The following is a 22,221-nucleotide window of genomic DNA, read 5'->3' as shown; positions in this document are numbered from 1 at the left end:
GGACAGACTGATGAATATGCGTAATCTCCTGTGGCCCGTTTCCGGCCTGCTATCAGCCACGCTACTGCTTTCAGGCTGCTTCAATGAACCGGAAGAAGATCCTACTTCACATCATGACGGTCGAATCAAACTGGCAATGCTCCAGCCACCGCGCTCCGGCCTAACACCGCTGAGCGATGACGCCTTTAAACTGTCACGCTGGAGTACAGCAGAAACGCTGGTGGTGCTCGACAAACTCGGTGAAGCTCAGCCCGCGCTGGCGACAAAATGGCAGCAGATCGATGATAAATCCTGGCGTTTTGAACTGCGTCCGAATGTCCATTTTCATGACAACACCACGTTAAACGCCGCCACGGTAGTGAATGCGCTGACCGTGGCGTCCACGGCGTCGCCCAAGCCGCGTATTCTGGACGGCGTACAGTTAACAATAAAAGCCGATGGCGATAGCGCCGTTATCGTTTCCACGGCGAAACCAGACCCACTACTGCCACAGCGTTTATCCAGCCCGCAATTGGCGATCCTCTCCACGCATGCGTACGGTAAAAATCGAGTCGTTAATCCGATCAACACCGGAAGTGGCCCGTTCGCTCTGCGTAGCGTCACCGGCACCAGCAGCGCGGTCTTGGATCGGTTCGACGGCTACTGGGGTGAGAAAGCACAGGCCAGCGGTATTGATGTCAGCTTTGTGTCCGATGGTGCTGCACGTGCTGCCGCCTTGCGGACTGGCACGGCAGATATTGTCGAAGCCATTCCGGTTTCTCAGGCTCCGCTGCTGGATCAATCACTGGTGCATGAAGTCCCGATGCCGCGCACCAACACGCTGTATCTGAATACGCGCCATGGCGTAATGCAAGATCCCACAATGCGAGCTGCCGTACGTGAGGCGATCAACCGCCAACAATTGGTGGATAATGTGTATGAGAAGCGTGCCGATGTCGCCCAAGGGTTGTTAGGTCCCGCGCTGCCATGGGCTGCCGAGCTGCGCCGCCCCGTGGCGAATCCGGTTAAAGCCGGCACACCCGCAGGGGCAACTATCACGCTAGCCACTTTCAGCGATCGCGCCGAGCTACCGGAGGTTGCGGTCTATCTGGCACAGCAACTCACTGCCGCTGGATTTACGGTAAAGCAAGTCGTGCGTGAGTATGCGCAGATTGAGTCTGACGCGCTGGCAGGCAAGTTTGATGCCTTTATTTTATCGCGAGCAACGGTGCTAGACTCCGGCGATCCCGTGGCTTACCTGTATAGCGACTTTGCCTGTGAAGGGTCGTTCAATATCGCTCAGTTGTGCCGTCCGGAAATCGATCAGGCGCTGCAAAAAGCGGCAGCCATTCCTGCCGGAGAAGCTCGCCGTCAGGCCATTATGCAGGCAGAAAATCTGATCCTTGCCAGCGATGCTGCGATCCCGATGCTGCATGAACGCGTCATTCAGGGTGAAAGCGCACAGGTAAAAGACGCACTGCGCGACCCGCGTGAACGCACGCTGATCAATTCAGCCACGCATATTACTGCGACGAAATAGCGGGTAATGCGCTGGTAACCAGAAAGATGAAGAGTCTATGAGCGAATCGCTGTACTGCCGCACCTGTGCCAACATTAATCAGACGCAACGCCCACGCTATGGCGTGCTGATCCCGTTATTTTCGCGGCTGCTAACGCTGGCAGGCATTGTGGTGCTGATTGGTATGCTGCCGTGGCTATCCGGCCAAGACCCGGCGCTGGCATTGCTGCGCGCCCGCTCGGGTGAACAGGAAGCAACGGCGGAAACGCTAAACGCGATTCGTCAGTCGCTCGGGCTGGATCAAGGCCCGTTGCAGTTGCTGTTGAACTGGCTGACTGGCCTGTTGCACGGCGATGCAGGTAATTCCTGGGTTTCCGGTCAACCTGTGCTCCCAGGAATGTTGCAGTCGGCTGGCGTCTCGCTCACGCTGATGGCCTCTTCAGCGCTGGTGGCTTTCACATTGGCTGCCGTGCTGTGCGTCCCAACGTTTCGGCAGGGGCTTCGTGGTCATATTCACCGTTCAGGCGGTCTGTTTGCCGCCTTCTTTACCGCGCTGCCCGAGTTCCTGCTAGCATCGCTTTTGCTGATCGTCGGTGCCGTCTGGCTACAGTGGTTTCCACCCTATGGCTGGCTGGGGGCGCATTACGCGGTGCTGCCGTCGCTGGCACTCGGTATTCCGGCAGGCGGTTACCTTGGCCGGATTATTGCCGATGCGCTTTCCGCCACCTTTAGTGAAAATTGGTTAACGACCTGGAGCGTCGCCGGGGTGAGCCGCCGTCATATCGCGCTGGCGGTGCTGAAACGCACGCTGCCCAGCGTGATGCCGCTGGTAGGATTGGTACTGGTATCGCTAACGGGCGGTGCGATTGCCGTCGAAAAAGTGTTTGCGATTCCCGGTCTGGGACGCGCAACGCTGGGGGCCGCTGCCGCGCAGGATCTGCCCGCATTGCAGGTCGGCGTGCTGATATTACTCCTTATCGCCTCGCTAGCTGGCATGGCGGCTGGCGGTGTGCGGCTGCTGATCCTCGGACGCGCACTGCGCAGCGGAGCAATGCCAGTGCCGGAAGAACGCGCTAGTTTCGTGTCTCGTCATGCCATCTGGCTACCGATTGTCTGCGTAATGCTGCTGGCACTTCTGCTACTCGCGGGTCTGCCGCGCGATCCCGTTACCTCCGCCTTTTTACGCCTGCAACCGCCTTCATTCGCGCTGCCCTTTGGCGCAGACGCTATGGGGCGTGATTTACTCGCACGCGTTGCACACGGCACGCTGAATACCTGTCTGTTAGCACTGGCGGTGTCGCTGGCCTGTCTCACAATTGGCCTATTGGTCGGGCTGTTCCCGCGTCTGTTCACCGGTCCCATCGAAGTGACTAACGCCCTGCCGCCCGTGATCGCCGGGCTGCTGGTTGCCGCCGTCAATGGCCCAACGGCCACAGGTGCGGCGATTGCAGTCATCGCCGTCAGTTGGGCTCCACTCGCTGCCCACACAGCAGCGCTGGTCGCTGAAATTAATGCGCGCCCTTATATTCGGATGTTGCCGATGCTCGGCGTGGGCCCGATACGACGTAGTCTGTTCTATATTCTGCCCGCGCTGGCTGGTCCGCTTTTTCGTCACGCCATGCTGCGGCTACCGGGCATCGCGCTGGCGCTGGCATCACTCGGCTTTTTAGGTCTGGGCGCGTCACCGCCGACGCCGGAGTGGGGGCGCGTATTGGCGGAAGGTATGCCGTATATCGAACGTGCCTTCTGGGGCGTACTGGCACCGGCTGCCGCACTCGGCGTGCTGTCGATACTGGCCGTGAGCGCAGCGAATCTCTCTGGTGGCCACAAGCACTAACCGCACGCTTCGCTTCATGAGCGTTTACCCGCCAGATTTGACGATGGCGGGTCAGTACATCTTCAGTTACGCTGTTAGCTAATCTCTGCCGAAGTGCAGAATTGAATATGTGTATACCCTAAATAATTCAAGTTGCATGACAAAACGTTAGCGTTTGAACAACGCTCTGCGTTGACCCTTTAGGGCAAGGCCCATTTATGGCCTTGTAACGCGGCAACCGCGCGAGTCCCGAGGAGCTTACTCAGGTAAGTGACTGGGGTGACAAATCTGCCGGGAGCAGATTTGAACGCTGCTTGCAGCGGCCCCAACGGGGCGAGGCTCATGGATGAGCCGAGTAACAAGGGCAGCCAACGCACAAGCAGCTTGAAGTATGACGGGTATAGAGCGTGGTTAAAGGAGAGAATATGCATAGCAGCGAATCCCACATCAGCCTCACCGTCACTCAGGCTCTGGATAAACTGGAAGCACTGTATGATGATGCCGTCTCGGCGCTGCGCGACGCCATCGGAGACTTTATCACCCACGGCACGCTACCTGATACCAACGCGCGTGCAGCCGGGTTATTTTCCTACCCCGCCTTGCGCGTGAGTTGGAACGGTGAATCGACCGGACATCCTCGACATCGTGCCTATGGGCGTTTTACCCATCCCGGCAGTTATTCTACCACCGTCACCCGTCCCGCGTTTCTGCGCGCTTATCTCGCGGAACAGCTGGCGCTGCTTGAAGGGGACTATGACGTCAGTATTGAAGTCAGCCCATCACAGCAGGAGATCCCGTTCCCCTACGTGCTCGACGGTTCCGATCTGATTCTTGACCGTTCCATGAGCGCGGGCATCGCGAAACATTTTCCAACCACGGAGCTGTCACAGATTGGGGATGAAACGGCTGATGGCTTGTATCATGCCACCACCACGTCGCCATTGTCGCATTTTGACGCACTGCGTACTGACTTCTCGCTTGCCCGGCTTCGTCACTATACCGGCACGCCAGTGGAACACATTCAGCCATTCATTCTCTTCACCAACTACACCCGTTATGTTGATGAGTTTGTGCGCTGGGCCTGTGCGCAGATTGCCGATCCCGCTAGCCCCTATGAGGCATTGTCCTGCGCGGGCGGTATCTACATCACCGCTGAGACGCCCAACCCCGAGCAAACCGTATCCGATCTGGCATGGAAAAACCACCAGATGCCCGCCTATCATCTGATTCCTCGCCACGGGAAAGGCATTACGATGGTGAACATCGGTGTCGGGCCATCTAATGCGAAAACCATCTGCGATCATCTCGCGGTAATGCGTCCCCATGCCTGGTTGATGATCGGGCACTGCGGCGGTCTGCGCGAAAGTCAGTCTATTGGCGATTATGTACTGGCACACGCTTATCTGCGTGACGATCATGTACTGGACGCCGTTTTACCGCCGGATATCCCAATACCCAGTATTGCTGAGGTGCAGCGCGCGTTGTATGACGCCACCAAGATGGTCAGCGGTATGCCGGGGGAAGAAGTGAAGCAACGCCTGCGTACCGGCACCGTGGTCACCACCGACGATCGCAACTGGGAGCTACGCTATGCCGCTTCCGCACTGCGGTTTAATCTCAGCCGCGCTGTCGCAGTCGATATGGAAAGCGCGACGATTGCCGCACAGGGTTATCGCTTCCGTGTGCCTTACGGTACGCTGCTGTGTGTCTCGGATAAACCGTTGCACGGTGAGATCAAGCTGCCAGGACAGGCAAACCGTTTCTATGAAGGGGCGATTTCGGAGCATTTGCAGATTGGTATCTGCGCCATCGATCTACTGCGGGCGGAAAGCGACAAGCTGCATTCGCGTAAGCTACGCACCTTTAACGAGCCACCGTTCCGCTGATTACATGGTTTTATTAGGACAGGCGGCCGCATTTGTGCGCTCGCCTGAGCTAGTACGGCTTGGATTGTTATGTTATAACGAACCAAATACCATAACGGATAAACTCAATGAAAAAAGGTCTGTCAGTTCTATTTCTTTCCCTGGTTGCGGCACAGGCTTCTGCGTTTCAGGCAAAAGTAGCCCAGTCCGACGAGGCTGGATTACGCAATATTGATGAGGCCAAACGCACCTTTTCCAGCTTTACCCCAATGGGATTAGAGGCAATCCACCCCGGTCAGTGCGATGCGACCTCCATTAACGGCTGTGGTTGCCCATTTTGTACCCAGTTGCGACTTATTGGTCGCTGAGGCTCTATATTTCCGATGATCGGAAAAGATTAATCACCCGCCATCAACAGCGTCAGGGGCGCTGCAATTGTCATTTTCTGCATCTTTCTCGCCGTGATGTTATTGCTAATGCGTTATGAAATAACAATTAAAGATGCAAGAATCAGCAGGAAAGCAGAGCAAAAGATCCTCCAGCATGGCGTCAGGAAGGCGAACAACACGCGTCTAACGGTAGTGCTGTGCGTTCGGCTGACGCGAACATCCTACACTTCTATCCCACTTCTACCCTTTTCGTGTTGCAAGTAAATTGGTTCACAGTCTGATAGTAATACCAACAAGATAGATTACTTACGTGCCGCAATCATTTTCGGATTACGGTTAAAATAGCGCGTAAATGCCAGACTGAAATTGGCGGGATGCCGATAGCCGACTTGCCAGGCCGTCTGCGCTACCTGAAACCCTTGATCCAATAGCTGGTGCGCCCGGTCCATTCGCATTCGTAATAGCATTTGACCCGGCGTCGTTGCGAAACAGCGGTGAAACCCAAGTTTGAGTCGGGATTCACTCATCCCTGCCTGGGTCGCAATGCAGGCCAGCGTCAGCGGCTCAGCCAAATGTTCCCGCATCCAGCAACATATCCACTCCAACTGCTGCCGCTCCTGTGGATAAACAGCATCACGCCTGTCTTTCGGTTGTAGAAGATGTCGATACTGTGACAGCAGGCTTAACGCATGGATGTGGCGATTCAGCGGATCAGTGTCGCTGCACAACGCATTGACATGAACCTGACTAGCCGCAGATATCGATGTAAACGCGTGCTGTCGCACACCATCGTCACTGAACAGTTGTTCCGCACAGGCCGACCCCAAATAGCGCGCCGCCGCCGTTTTCCCTATCCGCAACCGCAGCTGATCGACATGCTGCTGGGCCTGATAACGGCGTTCTCCCACGCTGGAGCCAAACGTCGTGATCGTGACATGTTGCTGACGAAACCAGATCTGTGAGCCACTGCTGTCACAATAGGTAGACTCCCCTGCCAGCGCAAACGTCATAACCAGCATTGGCTGTGAATGTGGATTTTGGGTTTCCTCCACCCATGCACGACGTGGCCGGTATTGCGAGCGCGCCAACGACAGATCGGCATCAATACGACTGAAATCCGACCAGCATTCTCCGATGCCATCTGGCAAAGTACGGCGTGAGCCTGAGATATCAGCCTCACTCGCACAGCACCGATCGCCCGCTGGTTTTTCACTTCGCCTGTGTCGCTGTCTTTGCATCATCTTCCCTCGCCGTTTCGCATATGAAAAACGCCGTCTCGCATAACAATGAACATAATAACCATTCTCATTTATAGATAGCATATTCCCTATCGACTGACCATCAATGAGAAAGATCGCTTATGAACCCACTAGAGACATTATGGCAGCTTGCCGCTAGCAGCGTGCAGGCCGACGCGTTACATCTTGCGCTGGAACAGCAGATTTTCGACCAGTTGGAGGACGCCACCACGTCGGAACAACTGGCGGAAGCGCTGGGGTGGCAGCCGGAGAAAACCGAATTTCTGCTTGAGATCCTGTGGAGTATGCAGCTTTTGACGCGCCATCATGGCGGTTATCGAATCGCCCCCGCCAGCGCAGCCGTGCTCTGTCGCCGCAGCCCGCGTTTTCTCGGTGACGCCTGGCGTTTTCGCCTCACCAGCCTGCGCCAGTTCGGTCAGGGACTCGGCGGCGGAATGCCCCAGCCACTGCCCGCACAGTTGAGCGAATTACCGCGCGATGCGGCGTGGGCCAACGCGGCAGAACAGCAAATCGCGCAGGAGCAGCGCTCGGTAACCGCAGACCTTGCTGAGCAACTGATCTCCAGCCTGCCGGATTTCCCACAAATCAGGCACGTGCTCGATCTGGGCGGTGGCCCTGGCTGGGTGGCAATTACGCTGGCGCAGCGCCACGCGCAGATCTCCGGCACGGTCTATGACCTGCCGCAAACGGCTGCCGTGGCACAGCGTAATATCGACGATGCCGGGTTATCCGCACGGCTGTCAGCACAAAGCGGCGCGTTTCCCGGCGAAAAATACGATCTGATCTGGAGCTCCTCCTTCCTGCATTTTGTTGAGGATATCCCCACCATGCTGGCAACGCTTCACCACACACTCGCGCCAGAGGGAACGCTGGTCCTTGCACAGGCGGAAATTGCCGAAGAGGCCAACGATGCAGCTCCCGTTCTGCCGTTTTATCTCCCGATGCAAATGAGTGGACGCCACGTTACACGAGAAGGACAGCTCACTCAGTGGTTACTGGCTGCTGGCTTCACCTCTGTCGAAACTCGACGTCATCAGGCATTTCCCATGGCTCCGCTAAATGTCTTGATTGCCCGTAAACGCAGGTAACCGCATCTGTTCAGCAGCGTTTGGAGCCGCAAAACTGACGATACCGTTGCTGCATCATGTTGATGATTATCATATTTCTGCGTACCTAGGGTTGTCAGCCTGATGCAAAGCACCTATGAAGACATTACAGGGCGTGACTGATTGATACGAGGCGAACCTGCCAGCGATCGGCAGCAGGCGCTTCAGGCCTACCACGGTAGGCAAAAAGCCAGTCAGTGTGTGCTGACTGGCAAACAAATCTCTTATGACAATATCTATTTATTATACTTCGCTATTTTCTCTATACTCGTAATACTTCAAGTTGCATGTGCGTTGGCCGCGCTACTCAGCACACTGGCGTGTGCCTCGCCCCGTTGGGGCCGCTGCAAGCAGCGTTCAAACCTGCCTATGGCAGGTTTGTCACTCACCCGAATCACTTACCTGAGTAAGCTCATCGGGATTCCTTCTCTTGCCGCCTTCCTGAAACTCGAATTATTTGGAGTATATATCCCTGACATGCTGGCAGCCATAACGGTTATATATTAGAAACTCGTCCAATCTGACGCCCCTGAAGCCGATGCACTGACAGAGGCTGGAAGCCTGGCAATCGGGAGCGTCTGCGTTGCTGGCTTCGGTGTGGGTCGTCCATAATTCGCGATTTTGAACACCGAAACCTCTCTGACAAGCTGATCCGCTTGTTCCTTGAGGCTTTGTGCTGCCGCTGCGGACTCTTCCACCAACGCGGCATTCTGCTGCGTAGTCTGATCCATTTGGCTAACCGCAATGCCGACTTGTTCGACTCCCGTCGACTGCTCGGCACTTGCGGAGCTAATCTCTGATACGGTATCGCTCAACTGGCGGATAGACACCACAACCTGCTGCATCGTTTCCCCCGCTTTATTCACCAGCACAGAACCACGCTCGACGCGCTCAACGCTCGCAGTAATCAGATTTTTGATCTCTTTAGCGGCTTCTGCGCTACGCTGCGCCAGATTGCGCACTTCACCCGCAACAACGGCAAATCCTCGTCCCTGTTCACCCGCTCGGGCCGCTTCAACAGCAGCGTTAAGCGCCAAAATATTCGTCTGAAACGCAATGCTATCGATGACATTAATGATATCGACAATACTGCGCGAGCTCTCATTAATGGACTTCATCGTATCCACGACGTCATTGACAACATCCCCTCCCTGAAGCGCTACGGTACTCGCATTTTGGGCCAGCGCATTAGCCTGACGGGCATTGTCGGCATTGTTTTTGACCGTCATGCCTAATTGCGTCATGGTCGAAGACGTTTCTTCCAGAGCACTCGCCTGCTCTTCAGTCCGTGATGACAAATCAGCATTACCCTGAGCAATCTGCATACTGGCCGTAGCAACGCTCTCCGCATTGTTTCTGACGCCAACAACCATTTGCGTCAGCGCCGCTTGCATTTCCTGCATAGCTTCCAGCAGCAAACCTGTCTCATCGCGGTTATTGACCACAATAGAACCACTCAAGTCACCCACACTGATGCGCTTCGCAGAAGAAAGCGCAACAGAGAGCGGAACGGTGACACTTCGGGTTAATAACCAGGCAATAAAGCACCCTAAAACAGCAGAGAAGACCGATAGCACTAACATCCACAACAGCGCATTGCTGATATATTCTTTCGTCGCCCGTTTGGCATGATCAACGAACGACTCCTGTAACTCAGTAAATTCATTCAGTTTGGCAAAATAAACGGCTTGGATGTTTGCGATATCACCAAATACCAATTCTGTTGCCAGCGCATCCTGTTCTTCCATCGCATAGTCAATGGCTTTATTTATACTCAGGCTATACTGTTTTCTGATATCGATAAGTTGATTAAATAACTCCCGCGCTTTTTGCGAGTTGATACTGCCATCGAGATTTTTATATATTTCACTTGCCGAGTTGGTCGTTTTTACTATGATAACCTTGAGATCGTCCTTTTCCTGTTTTTTATCTGCTGGGAGGAGGATAATATCGCGTAAAGTACGAATGTTAGTATTTAATATATCTTGAATATCACGTAGCATGTCGACTTTTATCATTCGGTCTTCGGTGATTTCATCAACCTCGGCACCAATGTTTTTCATGAAATAATAGCCCACAGATGACAAAACGAGCGTCAGCATGATTAACAAACCAAACCCTAGAGAAAGCCGCTTCCCAATTTTTATATTTTTAAATAAATCCATGTCAGCACCAAGACTTTACATTTTTGCAAAATATTTTCCCTATTGCGATTGATAAACCTCTTACCGACTACTGGTCTAAATAAAATACGAAGAACGGTAAAGTGAATCGTTATCAAAACAGGGTCCCTGGCTCCTCTAAATTTCTTATTTTCTGATGCAGACAGAAGCATAGTGGCATAAGAAATCCATTTAGCCATTAATAATTTTAAATAATAGGCATATCGACGACATTTACTTACTGAAATTGTTTACTTGGTAAATCAATTAAAACCCATTTTTATTTCACCATAAAAATCAAAAATATATGCGAACACCTGAAAGCAAAGCATGTATAAAAACGACCCCATTTTCATATTCTGCCTTACCCTACTGTGCATACGTTACGTTTAATTAATGCTATAAACTGATAAAAAGAACATGAAGATTCCGTAGCCTACGGTCTATAACTTTACACTATCACAAATGGAATATCGATCGGAAATAACGATCATTAAACCGTTCAATTCTCTTTGTTCGATCGTTTTTTTCTATCAAAAAGTAATAAGGGGAAAAATCTGATTTTCATTAATTAAATCAAATTTATCAGTTAGAAAGCTAATAGTTCAGATTGAGTAACAATACTATCCATATCATTACGCTTCGTGACACTCAATATAGTGTGACGTGACTGAATTAATTAGATTTAAAGCATAATGGCAGGTTCCCGCGTCTCGCAGGAGGATAAAAAAAGCCAGTCAATAAGAGCTGACTGGCTTTCGGAATGAACATAATGGGGTACTGCGTGCTTCCGTCTCGTTTTTCACTCTACTGCATATTCCTTCATTTTATTTTCGTCAGGCATTGTGCCGCTGAGTTTCTTAAGTACCTCTTTTGCTTCTTTCAGCACGCAGGCACATTGCTCGCGCGTGATGGTAAGCGGTGGCTCGATCCTGACCGATTTAGCATTATTCAACGTGCCCGCAACCAGAACATTACGCTGAAACAGCTCTTTCGCGAAGGCATACCCGATCTCATTTTTTCTGAACTCGATAGCCTGTAGCAACCCCATTCCGCGCGCTTCGATAATCAGTTGAGGATACTCAGCCGCCAACTGCCGTAAGCCCTGTAACAAAAATTCTCCCTGCATTGCCGCCTGTTCCGGCAGATTCTTCGTCAGCAGTTCGTTGACGGTTGCCAGCGCCGCCGCACAGGCCAGCGGATTGCCGCCAAACGTGGTGGTATGCAGGAAGGGATTTTCAAACAGTACGGAGAAAACTTCTTCCGTTGCCACCGTTGCACCAATCGGCATCACGCCGCCACCCAGCGCCTTCGCCAGACACAGAATGTCGGGCTGCACGCCATAATGTTCACAGGCGAACATCTTGCCCGTGCGCCCCATGCCAGTTTGTACCTCATCCAGAATCAGCAATGCTCCAGCCTCATCGCATAATGCTCTGACCGCAGGCAAGTAATTCTCCGGTGGCACAATCACGCCGCCTTCCCCCTGAATAGGTTCAAGGATGATGGCGGCAACGTCATCGCCGGTCTTCTGGCATTGCTGAACCTGCTTGCGCATGGCGTTGATGTCGCCAAAAGCAACATGATGGAAGCCGGGTAACAGCGGCATAAAAGGACGACGAAACGCGGGTTTAGCGGTGGCGGAAAGCGCGCCCAGAGATTTCCCGTGGAAGGCACCCGTTGCAGCAATAAACGTATATTTACCACGCGGTGATTGGTAGGCCTTCGCCAGCTTCAGGGCTGCTTCCACCGATTCCGTTCCGCTATTACAAAAGAAGCTGTATTTCAAATTACCCGGTGTCAGCGCCGCCAGCGTTTTTGCCAACAACCCTCGCAGCGGGTCGAGTAGTTCCTGGCTATGCAGCGGTTGTCTGGCGAGCTGGCGCTCAACGGCAGCAATGACGTTAGGGTTACGATGCCCCACGTTAAAAATGCCGTAACCGCCGAGGCAGTCCAGATATTCATTCCCTTGGGTATCAATCAGCGTATTCGGGCCGCTGGCACGCCATTCGACTGCGCCGTAGTCGCCGCCAGTAGTGACAGATTTTCGGTACTCCAGAAAACCTGGGTTGACGTATTCGCGAAAACAATTCAAAACTTCTCGATTCAGTGCCGCCATGTCATCGTGGGATAGCGTGTCACTATGAATCCAATGCAATGCCTGCTGAGTACACTCTAGCGGGTTAAGGTGGGCGTTTGATCTGGACAAAATGCGCTCCTTGAAAACGGACATCACGCGATGCCAATTTAATTAATGCACATAACACGCCAGTCGCCCGTCTTAAATCAGAATAAAATAAAAAAACGCGATCTAAACCAAAAATCCAGCATATTATTTGAACTAAATACGAATATTTAAAATTAATAACCAAATGACAGGGTGAATACTAGCGTGAAGGCAATTAAAATATCTTGCGCTGCCCCGTTTTTGCCCTGCGCGCCCTCTTTTGGGGCGCGCCTGTGTTGGACAAACCCGCTATCTCATTCCCCTGATTGTTCTTTCAGGACAAGTAGCCCCAACAGAGTGAATAACCTCAGTGCCGGATCATGATATGACGCACGATGGTGTAGTCCTCCAGCCCGTACATCGACATATCTTTGCCGTAGCCGGACAGCTTCTGTCCACCGTGCGGCATTTCGCTCACCAGCATGAAGTGGGTGTTCACCCAAGTACAGCCGTACTGAAGGCACGCGGCCAGGCGGTGTGCACGCCCGATATCACGCGTCCAGACCGAGGAAGCCAGCCCGTAATGCGAGGCATTCGCCCAGCCAATCACCTGCGCTTCATCGTCGAACGGCGTGATGGATATCACCGGGCCAAACACCTCTTTCTGAACGATTTCGTCTTCCTGCTTTGCGCCTGCCAGCACCGTAGGCTGGAAGTAGAATCCCTGCCCTTTCACCCGCTCGCCACCGGTCACCACCGTGATGTGCGGCAGCGCTTTGGCGCGTTCGACAAAACCAATCACGCGTTCAAGCTGCGGTTCAGTAATTAACGGCCCCAGCTCGGTCGTTTCATCGTGCGGATCGCCTATTTTCAGCGTTGCCACCGCTTTTCCTAATGCTTCTACGACCTCATCGTAGATCCCTCGTTGCACATACAGCCGACAGGCAGCAGTACAGTCTTGCCCCGCGTTGTAGAAACCGAAGCTGCGAATTCCATCAACCACCTGATCGATATCAGCATCATCGAAGACAATTACAGGCGCTTTACCGCCCAGCTCCATATGCGTGCGCTTTACGCTAGCAGCAGTATGGGCAAGAATATGCGTTCCAGTCGCAATCGAACCGGTTAGCGACACCATGTTGACTTTCTCATGCCCTGTCAGCGCATCACCGATGTCTGCGCCACGACCAAACAGGATATTCACCACGCCAGCAGGAAGTATCTCCGCCAACAGGTGCGCCAGATAGAATGTCGTCAGAGGGGTTTGCTCCGCCGGTTTCAGCACCACGCAGTTTCCTGCCGCCAGCGCGGGTGCCAGCTTCCACGATGCCATCATCAGCGGGTAATTCCATGGGGCAATGGATGCCACCACGCCAACCGGATCGCGCCGTATCATGGAGGTGTGCCCTTCCAGATATTCTCCCGCGGCTGAACCGCTCAAGCAACGCGCCGCGCCGGCAAAAAAACGAAAGACATCCGCCACCGCAGGAACTTCATCATTTAGCGCTGCATGGTAAGGTTTACCGCAGTTCAATGATTCCAGCTCGGCGAACGTCTCTGCGTTTTCCTCAATGGCATCGGCAATCCGTAGCAGCAGCGTGGCGCGTGTTTTCGGCGTGGTTTGTCCCCAGTGTGCAAAAGCGGACTCGGCAGCCAGAACGGCTGCATCAACCTGGTGCAGATCGGCCTGCGCAATGGCGGCAATTTGCTCTCCCGTTGCAGGGTTGAATATCGCCAATGCCTCGCCTTTTCCTGCGACCAGCTTGCCTTCTATCAGTAATTTGTCATGCATACATTTTCCTTACAGAGAGAAAACGATCGTGTTTTTCATCACTATCTGCAAAATGTCTGTGCAAAAAACCTGCCACGTTATGTTTGAGCGTCAATCCGTTCTGCAACAGGCGGCATCAGACTAAGGCGTGTTACCCGACGCTTTCTGCGTCTGCGTCGCGGCCTGTCGTGCTTCCTCCGCCAGCGCCTCAATCTCTTCTTTCGTCAGTTGACCTGACGCCTCATGCACCTTTGCCAGCCCTTCGCTGACCGTCACGTCTTTGGGATCGTCCTTTGTCGTCATTGTCATTCCTCTTAATCAAATGATACGTCAACAAAGGTAAGTGTAGTCGACGGCTAAAATCCGCCAATCTGAAGAAGATTTAACTCTGCTTTCCCGCTCGTCATATGTGATAATAATTATCAATTACATTAAATTTATCCCCTAAATAATTCGAGTTGCAGGACAAAACGTTAGCGTTTTGAACAACACAATGTGTTGGCCCTTTAGGACGAGGCGTATTTATGCGCCTCGTAACGCGGCAAGAGAGGGACAAATTCGTCGGGAACGAATTTGACCAGCCAAAGGCTGGCCTTCAGTGAGAGACAGGATGTCTCTCATTTCATCCGATGAGCTTACATAAGTAAGTGATTCGGGTGACTAAACGCAGCCAACGCACAAGCAGCTTGAAGTATGACGGGATATTATTCAGGGCCTTACCCGCCAGCGGACTAGCACCGTAACAAGGGAAAGGAGTTCTGTTGCCGCAGAGTCGGCGGGAAGGTCACCTGACGGGACGTTGGCATGTCAGAGTCTGAACTCAGAATGCTGTTCAACCACTATGCAGAACGGTTAGAACGCTATCTCAATCATAAACTGCGCGACCCTCAGGCAGCGGCAGATCTGGTGCAAGAGAGTTTTTTACGGTTGGCACAACGACTGGAACAGCAAGATGATGTAGATGACAAGAAAGCCTATCTCTATAAAACAGCCAATAATTTGCTGCTCGACCATGTCCGCCACCAGCAGCGTTGGCAGATGGCAACGGGTGTTGACGACGTGGATACGACGCTGGACGCTCTGCCTGATGCCGCTCCCCAACTCGATCGGGCAGCGATCGCCCAACAGGAGCTGGAACGTCTGGCAAACGTGCTGCTGACACTGCCTGAGCGTACACAGCAGATATTTCATTTACACCGGTTTGAACACATGACACAGGCGCAAATTGCTCAGCAGTTGGATATATCCCTCAGCACCGTTGAGAAGCATCTTGCGATGGCACTGCATGCCATGCTGACGAGCCGCTCTGCGTGAAAATAGCCGGCAATAATGAAATAATCACAAATTATTTACGGGTTTATTGCCGTCAGACGTCTACTTACTTAGAGCCCCTACACACTCCAGGCCTATAACATGAACGATTATCCCCCTGACATCCATCAGCAAGCAGCACGATGGGCCATACGTTTGGCCGAAGCGCCGCTGGACGATGAACAGGAACTGACATTTCAGCACTGGCTGGCACAGGACTCTCGCCATCGCCATGCCTTGGAACAGGCTGGGATGCTCTGGCACGAGTTAGGGTCGCTCAGCGTCGAGCAAAAACAGCGGCTGCAACCGCAGCCGGTAGTTAAATTGCCCGTCAAACGCATCAACCGTGCGACACAGTGGAAAATCGCGGCCTTATTGCTGTTAGGCTTCAGTCTCGGCACAACGTGGATTTCCGACGGTATTATAACGCTGCGCTCGGATTATCATGCCGATCATCGGGTTAAACAGGTTACGCTACCGGACGGCAGCCAGGTTGATATGGATGCAGGCAGCGCGATTGCTCTTGCTTACACGCCGCAAGAACGACGAGTCACAGTGCTGCAAGGTTCAGCCTGGTTCACCGTTTCCCCGATAAATACACAGGAAAAACGTCCTTTCCTGGTCGATTCGGCGTCAGGCACAACACAGGCATTGGGCACACAGTTTCTTGTGCAACATTCGTCACAGACAACAACTGTCGGCGTGGTGGAACACAGCGTTCAGGTAACGGCAAACGGTCAAGTGCTGCGGCTTGATGAAGAACAGGCTGCACGTTATACCGATCAAGGTATAACGCGTCTTCCCGGTTGGAATAGCCGCGAGCGTGGCGATTGGCGGCGTGGACTGCTGATATTTGATCAACAGCCGCTTGCTATCGTGATCGCGCGTATCAATCAGTACCGTTCTGGTACGATCGTCATCCCGAGTTCAGCGCTGCGCCAACGTCAGGTTAGCGGTATTTTTTCTCTGAACGAGCTAGATAACGCGCTGCAAACCATGACCGCTGAACTGGGTGCCAAAACCGTTGCTCTGCCCGGCGTCACTATTCTGTACTGATCTATACCGACTCTCCTCCCCCGATATTTCCTTTCGCTACCGCTTCCGCCACGCCGTTCGGGAGTGGTGAGCGCTCATCAAGAACCACGACGTTTACAAGGCCGCAACTCACCGGTGAAAAAAATTTAAATATTTTTTTACGGGTTCTGCCCCCTCAACCGTCTTCATACTTAGGTAATGATTTTTATTATCATTTTCATTAAGAACAAAGAGGTTAACCATCCCTTTGTTTGTTAATGCTTATTAGTCATTTAACTGACGGTAGACCAGGCGAACATGTTTAAAAAAACACCACAGCAAGATATACGCTTGTTACAACTTAACCCTCTTTCTCTTGCCGTCGGCATTGCACTCTCACTGCTGAGTTCATACCACTATGCACAAGCAGAAACCCAGGCCGCCAACGTTCAGGAAGCCGCTCGTCAAAGCGTTACCTTTTCCATTAATCCACAACCCTTGAGCAGCGCGTTGCTCCGCTTCGCCGAGCAGGCCGGGCTACAGGTCTTTTTTGCTGACGTCAAACTGGAAAATATGCAGGCCGCCGCGCTTCAAGGGCGTTTCACGCCAGAGCAAGGGCTGCGCCAGTTGATCGGTGCCAACCCGGTCGACTTTCAGATCGGTAGCAATGGCGTGATTACCCTGCGCCCTCGTTCAGTCAACGTCGATACGGCAAAAATAGACGACGTGATGACAGTTCGCGCATTTACCGTCGCCAATCCGGGTGACTGGATCTACGAACAACCGCGCGCCATCAGCGTGATTTCACGCGAGCAGATGGATCAGCGCCCTGCTCGCCACGCTGCCGATATGTTGGAACAATCTGCTGGAGTGTACTCCAGCGTCAGCCAGCAAGACCCTTCGCTGTCGGTAAATATTCGCGGGATACAGGATTTTGGTCGCGTGAATATGAATATTGATGGCGTACGGCAAAATTTTCAAAAAACCGGCTACGGCCAGCGTAACGGGCAGATGTATATCGACTCGGAATTGCTCACCAGCGCAACGATTGAAAAAGGCGCGACAAACGTAATGGGCAGCGCAGGGACATTGGGCGGCGTCGCCACCTTTAATACCGCCAGCGCCCACGATTTTCTGGCTCCAGGTAAAGAGCTTGGCGGAAAACTTCACGCCAGCACGGGCGACAACGGGACACATTTTATCGGCAGCGGCCTCCTCGCACTGGGCAATGAAAGCGGCGATATTCTGGTGGGTGCCAGCGAGCGCCATCTCGGCGACTACTGGCCGGGTAACGACGGCAACCTCGGGAATATCCGTATTCCCGGCAATTCGAGTAATTACGCAACGTGGGCGGATAACTTAAAGCACCAGAAAGTGAGCAGTGCGGCCTACACCATGCGCTCACGGCTGGCGAAAATCGGCTGGAATCTCCCCGCCAACCAGCGCTTCCAGCTCAGCTATATGCAGACACAAACCTCTTCCGAAAACGCCGGGACGCTATCTAATCTCTCCAATACCGATCTGGGGTGGCGAGCCAGCGGGCACAGCAATATTATGGCGCGCAGTACGGCACTGGATTACAGCCTGAAGCCAGACAACCAACGCTGGCTGGATTTGAAAACCAAGATTTACTACGCCGATACCAATAACAACACCGATAACTATGCCCTCTCCAATACCAGTGCCTATCAGGAACGTACCCGATTACGCACCTACGGCGCGCAGGCGCAAAACACCTCGACGCTGTGGCAACAGGGCGCGCACGATCTGAAAGCCGATTACGGATTAGATTTTTATTACGACAAGATCATAACAGATAGCTCCAATAGCACGGCCAGTAACGCCACCCCGGAAGGAAACCGTGCGATGGCCAGCCTATTCGCGAATCTGAATTACGCCTACGACGAGTGGGTAACGCTACAAGGTGGCCTGCGTTACGATCGTTATCGGTTACGCGGCACCACCAGCATTAGCTATCGGGAGATTCCCTATACCATCACAGCCCCCTGTAGGGAAAGGTCGATCGCACTTTGCCAACCATTCGCGACCACTACGCAGAATTGGAATGTCGATGACGAACACGGCAAGCTGTCCCCTACGCTATTTGCTGGCGTCCGACCCGGCATTGAGTGGCTACAGCTGTACACTAGCTATGGCCTATCCTGGCGGCCGCCTTCCGTCAGTGAAACCTTCGCCAACGGCACCTACAGCGCAGGCAACTATTACCTGTATCCGAATCCTAACCTCAAACCGGAGCGATCACGCGCCTGGGAGGTCGGATTCAATATACAGAAACCCGAATTGTTTATGGATGGCGACAGGCTGGTTACCAAAGTGTCCTACTTCGACACCCGGATAAACAACTACATCAGCCTGAACGGCGCCCGCACAAAACCGGGTTATAACGGCGAATCCCTCAGCAATTCTGTATTCCAAAACAATCTGGTAAAAAGCCGCTTCCGCGGCATGGAATACCAGCTTAATTACGACACGGGCTTTCTGTACGTCGATGCGACCTATACCCACATGATCGGCAATAACGATTTCTGTGCGCCGATGGCCTGGATGGGTGGCGTTACGACCGTTGGAGGGTCCAGAAACAACTATTACTCCACGCCTGTCGATACCACCGCCAGTGACTTCACTTGCCAGAAAACGCTGTTGTTCAGCAACGCCGCCTATCTTCCTGGCGATCGCGGCTCCGTCACGCTGGGGACGCGCGTCTTCGATCGCAAACTGGATATGGGGGTCACGATGCGTTTTGCCCCGGGCTATCAGGACACCGCCGCACCGGCCAACTCTGCCTATTTAGCCGACTGGCCCAAATATGAAGTTTACGATCTGTACGCCAGCTATCGCCTGACTGACAGCCTGACGCTGCGCGGCTCCGTCGAAAATATCGCTAACCGTACTTACATCGTGAGCTATGGCGAATCACTGGGCTACACGCCAAGCCGAGGAAGAACGGTGCAAGCTGGGGTGGAATACCGATTCTGATTTCTCTGCTTCCCAACATAGGAGGCAGGAAAATAAAGGGGATGGGATGGCTCATCCTCTTTCACGGCATACACGGATTGCCGTGTTTATTAATCGTTAGTTAATGAGGAGTCTGTTATGAGTTTTGCAATTACCTACGATGCCTACTATGCCAATTACAGCATTGCCAGCTACCTGACGGAATGGTCAGCAGCCTTTGGCGACGTTAACCATACCGCAGGGAATACACAAGTCGGTGGCAATAATACCGGAGGCTTTTACGGCGGCGATACCTTTATAGACGGTACTCAATATGCGATCACCAGCACGCAGAACGATGTCTCCGCACTCATTGCGGGTGGCGATCTGACCTATAGCCTCTTCTCTCCTCCTGCCCATACGCTGTATGGCGATCTGGATAGTCTGTCATTCGGGAATCTCCTGCAAGGCGGCACCACGGCGGGTACGACCTATTCTCTTGTCGAGCCGGAAGTCACCTTCAGCGGATTAGATCTCTCCACGGATATTGCCAACCTGAACGTTAGCGATCGCGGCGTGGTACATGACGTGATTTACGGTCTGATGGGCGGTCAGGTTCAACCGCTGCTGGATGCACTGGCTAATGCCGGCATTGATATCAACGCTAGCCTGGATAGCCTGAGCTTCGCGACAGCGACCTCCGATGCGGCACTTTCTGCCGATACCGTGGTTGACGTGGTTGGCGTCGCCGAAACCGCCGATCTGCTGGCGGCATAAGAAAACGGCTAAAAGATGACGCTTTTAGCCGTTTGAGTGAACACCGTCGCGGTACGGAGAGAGTATGTACCCTAAATAATGCGCGTTGCAGGAACGCAGCGTGAATTATGGTGGGTACGGCACCGCGGCGGTTTATTGAGTGTAATAACCGTTGGCAAACCGCGTCAATAGCGGTACGGCTAACCGCATTCCCCTCTGCCACGCTGTAGATACACCGCAGTGAGAACCATGGCGATTTTATTGAAGAAGGAATACCCCATGCCCGCACTCCATCCGGCGCTATCAGGCCGGGAGATCATTGACGCGCTGGCCGCCTATCGTCGGGGGTTCTGGGGAATTGGCCTGTTCAGCGCCGTCATCAACCTGCTGATGCTGGCACCAGCCATTTATATGCTCCAGGTTTATGACCGCGTCCTGCCTTCCAGCAGCACCATGACGCTGGCGATGCTGACGATCATGATGCTGGGCCTGTTTTTATTGATGGGATTACTGGAATGGATACGCAGCGCCGTGGTGATCCGACTCGGTACACAGATGGATATGCGGTTGAATCAGCGCATCTACAATGCGGCGTTTGAAAGCAATCTCAAGAATGGCACGGCGGGAGCCGGACAAGCCTTAAACGATCTTACCGCCCTGCGCCAGTTCGCTACCGGAAACGCACTGTTTGCCTTCTTTGATGCGCCATGGTTTCCAGTTTACCTTCTGGTGATCTTCTTACTTCATCCCTGGCTGGGCGCAATGGCGCTGGCGGGGGCGATCATCCTGATTGTGCTGGCCTGGCTGAATCAAAAACTCACGCGCGAACCCTTGGCCTTAGCCGCACAAAACACGGTTCAGGCAACACAGCAGGCTAACGCTAACCTGCGCAACGCCGATGCTATCGAAGCCATGGGAATGCTGCCCGCCATGCGCGAGCGCTGGCTGACGCAGCATAAAGCCTTTCTCTATTATCAGAATGTTGCCAGCGAAAAAAGCGCCAACATAACGTCGCTGACGAAAAGCACCCGGCTAGCACTTCAGTCGCTGATGCTGGGTCTGGGCGCGCTGCTGGCCGTCAACGGCGATATCACGCCGGGTATGATGATCGCGGGTTCCATTCTGGTCAGTCGCGTTCTCAGCCCAATCGATCAAATCATTGGCGTCTGGAAGCAGTGGATGCAGGCACGTCTCGCCTGGCAACGTGTCAACATCTTGCTCGATAATCACCCGGCACGACCTGTCGGCATGGCGCTTCCCGCACCAGCAGGGAGACTCCAGGTCGAGCAACTCAGCGCCAACGCCCCCAACTCCCGAACGCCCATACTCGCCAATATTACGTTTGAACTGGCCCCCGGCGATGTACTCGGCGTCTTAGGCCCTTCCGGTTCCGGTAAATCCACCCTCGCTCGCCTGCTGGTTGCGGCCATGCCCGCCCTCGGCGGCAAAGTCAGGCTAGATGGCGCAGACATGCACCAATGGGACAAAGGCGAACTGGGTCGGTTCATCGGCTATCTCCCGCAGGATGTTCAGCTTTTTAACGGGACGATTGCCGAAAACATCGCGCGCTTCACTCAGCCGGATGCAGAAAAGATCGCCGCCGCCGCCATCGCGGCAGGTGTCCACGAGATGATTCTACGGTTGCCACAGGGCTATGATACGCAGTTAGGTGAAAGCGGTGCTGGATTATCCGGCGGTCAAAAGCAGCGTGTCGCTCTCGCCAGAGCCATTTACAACCAGCCGCGCCTGATTGTGATGGATGAACCGAATGCCAGCCTGGATGACGATGGCGAGAAAGCCTTATTGGCCGCGATTGCCGCCCAGCAGGAAAACCAAAGCACGCAGATATTAATCACCCATAAACCCGCTCTGCTGTCCTGCGCCAATAAGCTATTAGTCCTGCGCGCTGGGCAGATCCAGTATTTCGGCGCGACAGAGCAGGTGCTGAAAGAACTACAGCGAGCTAAGCCCGCCAATACATCTGTTACCCAATCCGCCAGCGCCAAACCTGCACCGGTTAAATCAGCCAATGCCTTTAGCCCGAAAGAGCCAGGTTCAGCCGGACTGAGCATGGTATACAGCGCGCCGACGTCTCGCCGTGCCGCACCGGATAAATGAGGTTCAACACATTGATCATCAATGCCCGTCGTCA

At 53.5% G+C, this 22,221-nt stretch carries 15 protein-coding genes; 10 read left to right on the top strand and 5 right to left on the bottom strand.

The features are described 5' to 3' along the window. The first annotated feature begins 10 nt into the window (after positions 1-10). The 4 genes from EDI29_RS10805 (at position 11) to EDI29_RS10790 (ending at position 5,547) form a co-directional block, all read left to right on the top strand. Positions 11-1,519, top strand: a complete 1,509-nt coding sequence (locus EDI29_RS10805) for an ABC transporter substrate-binding protein (protein ID WP_137740916.1) — start codon at positions 11-13, stop codon at positions 1,517-1,519. A 37-nt stretch (positions 1,520-1,556) separates the two neighbouring features. Then, positions 1,557-3,335, top strand: a complete 1,779-nt coding sequence (locus EDI29_RS10800; protein WP_137740915.1) for an ABC transporter permease subunit — start codon at positions 1,557-1,559, stop codon at positions 3,333-3,335. A 404-nt stretch (positions 3,336-3,739) separates the two neighbouring features. After that, positions 3,740-5,200 carry an AMP nucleosidase gene (locus EDI29_RS10795; protein WP_107170289.1) on the top strand — a complete coding sequence of 487 codons (1,461 nt, stop codon included), beginning with the start codon at positions 3,740-3,742 and terminating at the stop codon, positions 5,198-5,200. A 107-nt stretch (positions 5,201-5,307) separates the two neighbouring features. Continuing rightward, positions 5,308-5,547, top strand: a complete 240-nt coding sequence (locus tag EDI29_RS10790) for a hypothetical protein (RefSeq protein WP_137740914.1) — start codon at positions 5,308-5,310, stop codon at positions 5,545-5,547. Between the two features lie 323 nt (positions 5,548-5,870). On the opposite strand, the gene EDI29_RS10785 is transcribed toward EDI29_RS10790, so the two are convergent. Further along, the gene (locus tag EDI29_RS10785; RefSeq protein ID WP_241664921.1) at positions 5,871-6,809 is read right to left on the bottom strand and encodes a helix-turn-helix transcriptional regulator; all 939 of its coding nucleotides are present in this window, start codon (positions 6,807-6,809) and stop codon (positions 5,871-5,873) included. 119 nt (positions 6,810-6,928) lie between these two features. Between EDI29_RS10785 and EDI29_RS10780 the strand changes: the two genes are divergently transcribed. Beyond that, positions 6,929-7,915, top strand: coding sequence for a class I SAM-dependent methyltransferase (locus tag EDI29_RS10780; protein ID WP_137740913.1), 987 nt, complete (start codon positions 6,929-6,931; stop codon positions 7,913-7,915). A gap of 521 nt (positions 7,916-8,436) precedes the next feature. On the opposite strand, the gene EDI29_RS10775 is transcribed toward EDI29_RS10780, so the two are convergent. From EDI29_RS10775 to EDI29_RS22740, 4 genes are all read right to left on the bottom strand, one after another. Continuing rightward, positions 8,437-10,098: a methyl-accepting chemotaxis protein gene (locus EDI29_RS10775; protein WP_137740912.1), complete on the bottom strand. Its 1,662-nt coding sequence runs from the start codon at positions 10,096-10,098 to the stop codon at positions 8,437-8,439. Between the two features lie 799 nt (positions 10,099-10,897). Continuing rightward, the gene (gene ygjG, locus EDI29_RS10770; RefSeq protein WP_206664361.1) at positions 10,898-12,304 is read right to left on the bottom strand and encodes a putrescine aminotransferase; all 1,407 of its coding nucleotides are present in this window, start codon (positions 12,302-12,304) and stop codon (positions 10,898-10,900) included. A 325-nt stretch (positions 12,305-12,629) separates the two neighbouring features. Next, the gene (patD, locus tag EDI29_RS10765) at positions 12,630-14,054 is read right to left on the bottom strand and encodes an aminobutyraldehyde dehydrogenase (RefSeq protein ID WP_137740910.1); all 1,425 of its coding nucleotides are present in this window, start codon (positions 14,052-14,054) and stop codon (positions 12,630-12,632) included. Positions 14,055-14,174: 120 nt separating this feature from the next. Then, positions 14,175-14,336 (bottom strand): hypothetical protein, encoded by a 162-nt coding sequence (locus EDI29_RS22740; RefSeq protein WP_167494501.1) that lies wholly within the window; start codon positions 14,334-14,336, stop codon positions 14,175-14,177. Between the two features lie 501 nt (positions 14,337-14,837). Here EDI29_RS22740 and EDI29_RS10760 point away from each other — a divergent pair. The 5 genes from EDI29_RS10760 to EDI29_RS10740 all read left to right on the top strand — a co-directional run bounded on the left by EDI29_RS10760 (position 14,838) and on the right by EDI29_RS10740 (position 22,187). Further along, a complete protein-coding gene (locus tag EDI29_RS10760) occupies positions 14,838-15,347 on the top strand; it encodes an RNA polymerase sigma factor (RefSeq protein WP_137740909.1) in 510 nt (169 codons plus the stop codon). Positions 15,348-15,446: 99 nt separating this feature from the next. Continuing rightward, a complete protein-coding gene (locus tag EDI29_RS10755) occupies positions 15,447-16,400 on the top strand; it encodes a FecR family protein (protein WP_137740908.1) in 954 nt (317 codons plus the stop codon). 276 nt (positions 16,401-16,676) lie between these two features. Further along, complete coding sequence (locus EDI29_RS10750; RefSeq protein WP_137740907.1) at positions 16,677-19,355, top strand: TonB-dependent receptor; 2,679 nt, start codon at positions 16,677-16,679, stop codon at positions 19,353-19,355. A 117-nt stretch (positions 19,356-19,472) separates the two neighbouring features. Next, the gene (locus tag EDI29_RS10745) at positions 19,473-20,090 is read left to right on the top strand and encodes a heme acquisition protein HasA (RefSeq protein WP_137740906.1); all 618 of its coding nucleotides are present in this window, start codon (positions 19,473-19,475) and stop codon (positions 20,088-20,090) included. A 258-nt stretch (positions 20,091-20,348) separates the two neighbouring features. Continuing rightward, positions 20,349-22,187 carry a type I secretion system permease/ATPase gene (locus EDI29_RS10740; RefSeq protein WP_137740905.1) on the top strand — a complete coding sequence of 613 codons (1,839 nt, stop codon included), beginning with the start codon at positions 20,349-20,351 and terminating at the stop codon, positions 22,185-22,187. Positions 22,188-22,221 lie beyond the last annotated feature (34 nt).

It is taken from the genome of Pectobacterium polonicum, assembly GCF_005497185.1.
Lineage (GTDB): Bacteria > Pseudomonadota > Gammaproteobacteria > Enterobacterales > Enterobacteriaceae > Pectobacterium > Pectobacterium polonicum.
Note: the sequence above shows the minus strand (reverse complement) of the source record. Positions and strands in the feature narration are given on the sequence as shown.

Bases quoted from the DNA above. Each gene is read 5' to 3' on its own strand.
- EDI29_RS10740 (WP_137740905.1), top strand. From the start codon at position 20,349: ATGCCCGCACTCCATCCGGCGCTATCAGGCCGGGAGATCATTGACGCG.
- EDI29_RS10805 (WP_137740916.1), top strand. From the start codon at position 11: ATGAATATGCGTAATCTCCTGTGGCCCGTTTCCGGCCTGCTATCAGCC.
- EDI29_RS10790 (WP_137740914.1), top strand. From the start codon at position 5,308: ATGAAAAAAGGTCTGTCAGTTCTATTTCTTTCCCTGGTTGCGGCACAG.
- EDI29_RS10780 (WP_137740913.1), top strand. From the start codon at position 6,929: ATGAACCCACTAGAGACATTATGGCAGCTTGCCGCTAGCAGCGTGCAG.
- EDI29_RS10785 (WP_241664921.1), bottom strand. From the start codon at position 6,809: ATGATGCAAAGACAGCGACACAGGCGAAGTGAAAAACCAGCGGGCGAT.
- EDI29_RS10755 (WP_137740908.1), top strand. From the start codon at position 15,447: ATGAACGATTATCCCCCTGACATCCATCAGCAAGCAGCACGATGGGCC.
- EDI29_RS10795 (WP_107170289.1), top strand. From the start codon at position 3,740: ATGCATAGCAGCGAATCCCACATCAGCCTCACCGTCACTCAGGCTCTG.
- EDI29_RS10745 (WP_137740906.1), top strand. From the start codon at position 19,473: ATGAGTTTTGCAATTACCTACGATGCCTACTATGCCAATTACAGCATT.
- EDI29_RS10750 (WP_137740907.1), top strand. From the start codon at position 16,677: ATGTTTAAAAAAACACCACAGCAAGATATACGCTTGTTACAACTTAAC.
- EDI29_RS10800 (WP_137740915.1), top strand. From the start codon at position 1,557: ATGAGCGAATCGCTGTACTGCCGCACCTGTGCCAACATTAATCAGACG.
- patD (WP_137740910.1), bottom strand. From the start codon at position 14,054: ATGCATGACAAATTACTGATAGAAGGCAAGCTGGTCGCAGGAAAAGGC.
- EDI29_RS10775 (WP_137740912.1), bottom strand. From the start codon at position 10,098: ATGGATTTATTTAAAAATATAAAAATTGGGAAGCGGCTTTCTCTAGGG.
- EDI29_RS22740 (WP_167494501.1), bottom strand. From the start codon at position 14,336: ATGACGACAAAGGACGATCCCAAAGACGTGACGGTCAGCGAAGGGCTG.
- EDI29_RS10760 (WP_137740909.1), top strand. From the start codon at position 14,838: ATGTCAGAGTCTGAACTCAGAATGCTGTTCAACCACTATGCAGAACGG.